The 2,976-nt window shown below is 49.2% G+C and carries 2 protein-coding genes; one reads left to right on the forward strand and one right to left on the reverse strand.

The window, feature by feature from the left end:
• On the reverse strand, positions 1-592 hold a 592-nt coding region (locus ACRCZA_RS05110), incomplete at its 3' end, for a P-loop NTPase (RefSeq protein ID WP_438673387.1).
• Positions 593-753: 161 nt separating this feature from the next.
• Between ACRCZA_RS05110 and metG the strand changes: the two genes are divergently transcribed.
• Positions 754-2,784 (forward strand): methionine--tRNA ligase, encoded by a 2,031-nt coding sequence (gene metG / locus ACRCZA_RS05115; protein WP_438673388.1) that lies wholly within the window; start codon positions 754-756, stop codon positions 2,782-2,784.
• The last annotated feature ends 192 nt before the right edge of the window (positions 2,785-2,976 follow it).

Here is a 2,976-nt window from a genome sequence, read left to right on the forward strand (position 1 = left end):
CGCGCCATACGGCGGCTTCATCACCACTTAACATAAAACCAATCGATTGTGCAGCAATCCCATGGGCACTGGCCGCGGTCATATGTTTGCCATCGGGTGACACGGGTCTGAAGTTAGGGATCCCCAGCATTAATGGGACGGACGGACCATAAATATCAGCATCTAAAATCCCGACCTGCGCGCCTTCAGCAGCCAAGGCCAAAGCGAGGTTGACCGCTGTCGTGGATTTGCCCACACCGCCCTTACCGGACGCCACAGCAATCACTTGCTTGACATTGGCAATGGGCGCGATAGACGCAATGGCTGAATAGACTTTGGGTTGGAAGTCAATCTCGCACTCCACCTCATCAATCGCATCCAGCACAGCGAGTTTGTTGGTCAGCGCCATCACTGTATCGCGGTATTGGCTCATGCAAGGGTATGGATAGACCAAGCCAAGCTGCAAACGTTTACCGTCTAATGCTAATTTAGTCACGCATCCGGCGCTCACTAACCCGGTTGCTAAATACGGGTCGATATATGCATCGAGAATGGCCAGCACGGGCCCGAGAAGATCGTCATTTAAACGATAATCCATCTGAGTTGAAGACAAAAGAACTACCCCCCACCAATAAATTTGCCCAAGTGTACCAGATAATGACGAAAACATTAGCGCAGATTTAGCTCAATTAGCTCAGGTTTTGATGAAAATTCTCCGGCAATCGGTTAGTATCTTTAGCTATATTTTTGGCCCACCACGATATTTGAGACAAGATGGCAACTTCACAACGTAAAATTCTCGTGACCAGCGCACTCCCCTATGCGAACGGACCGATTCATTTAGGTCACATGCTGGAATACATTCAGACGGACATCTGGTCGCGTTACCAAAAACTTCGTGGACACGAGTGTCACTATATTTGTGCCGATGACGCCCACGGCACGCCGATCATGCTCAAAGCCCAGCAATTAGGCATGGCGCCTGAAGAGATGATTGCTCAAGTCAACCAAGAGCATCAGCAGGATTTCGCCGATTTTAATATCGCCTTCGATAACTATCACAGCACCCACAGTGAAGAAAACCGCGCCCTTGCGAGCGATATTTATTTAAAATTGCGGGCGAATGGCTATATCAAGAGCAAGAGCATTTCGCAGTTATTCGATCCTGAAAAGTCCATGTTCCTGCCAGACCGCTTTGTCAAAGGCACCTGCCCTAAGTGTAAATCGCCCGATCAATATGGCGATAACTGTGATGCCTGCGGCGCGACCTACAGCCCAACTGAGCTGATTAACCCTAAATCGGCCGTCTCTGGCGCGACGCCTGTGATGAAAGACACTGAGCACTTTTTCTTCGACTTACCCGCCTTCGAAGAGATGCTCAAAGAGTGGACTCGCTCTGGTGCACTGCAAACCGAAATGGCCAACAAACTCGACGAATGGTTCGAGCAAGGCCTGCAGCAGTGGGACATCACCCGTGATGCACCTTACTTTGGCTTTGAGATCCCTGATGCACCGGGCAAATACTTCTACGTGTGGTTAGATGCGCCTATCGGCTACATGGGCTCATTTAAAAATCTGTGTGACAAACGCCCTGAGTTAAGCTTTGACGAATTTTGGGCGAAGGATTCTAAGGCCGAGGTTTATCACTTTATCGGTAAAGACATCGTTTACTTCCACAGCCTGTTTTGGCCAGCCATGCTTTATGGTTCGGGTTATCGCCAGCCCAACAGCGTCTACGCTCACGGCTATGTCACCGTCAATGGCGCGAAGATGTCTAAATCAAAAGGCACTTTTATCAAGGCACGCACTTATTTAGATCACTTAGATCCTGAATACTTACGTTACTACTACGCGGCTAAACTCAGTAGCCGTATCGACGATTTAGACTTAAATCTTGAAGATTTCGCCCAGCGCGTGAACTCAGATCTGGTCGGTAAGCTGGTTAACTTAGCGTCTCGCACCGCAGGTTTTATCACTAAACGGTTTGATGGCAAGCTGGCGAAAATTACCGACACCACCCTGACCGACGCGTTTTTAGCCAAGCAAGAACACATCGCCGAGTTTTATGAAACCCGTGAATACGGTAAAGCGATGCGTGAAATCATGGCGCTGGCGGACATCGCCAACGGCTTTGTGGCCGATGCGGCACCTTGGCAAATGGTGAAACAGGATGATCAACAGGAAGCGGCGCACCAAGTGTGTTCAAACGCCTTGAATCTGTTCCGTATTCTGGTCACGTACTTAAAACCGGTGTTGCCACGTTTAGCGCAGGACGTTGAAGCCTTCTTCCAACTGACGTTAACCTGGGATAGCTTAAGCCAAGATATGGCAGGCCATGAAATTGCGCCATTTAAAGCCATGATGCAACGGGTTGAATTGGATAAAGTTAACGCTATGGTTGATGATTCTAAAGAAAATCTACAAGCCACGAGTGAGCCAGCAGCACCTAAAGGTCCACTGGCGAGCGACCCCATCAGCGACACCATCAGTTATGACGATTTCGCTAAAATCGATCTGCGTATCGCCCGCATTGTGAAGGCTGAACATGTAGCCGAAGCCGATAAACTGTTAAAACTGCAATTGGATATCGGCGGCGAAACCCGTCAGGTGTTTGCAGGCATCAAATCAGCCTACTCGCCAGAAGATCTTGAAGGCAAGCTGACCGTAATGGTCGCCAACCTTGCACCTCGTAAGATGCGTTTTGGCATGTCAGAAGGCATGGTATTAGCCGCTGGCCCTGGTGGCAGCGATTTGTGGATTTTAGAACCCCATGAAGGCGCACAGCCTGGTATGCGAGTGAAATAATCCCCTCGCAATCCCCTTAACTAATCCCCTTAAATAAGTAAGGCCGCTGTTGCGGCCTTACTTATTTGGGTAACGATATCATTATACAACTTAGCCCTGCAGATGAGTGGTTCGGTAAGGCCAAATTGATTGCCAAACACCGACTGAGCACACGCCGTAAGTTGGTCAAACTGCCCGGTAATTGACAGCAAT

The sequence above is a fragment of the Shewanella sp. genome, from assembly GCF_051658185.1.
Taxonomy (GTDB): domain Bacteria; phylum Pseudomonadota; class Gammaproteobacteria; order Enterobacterales; family Shewanellaceae; genus Shewanella.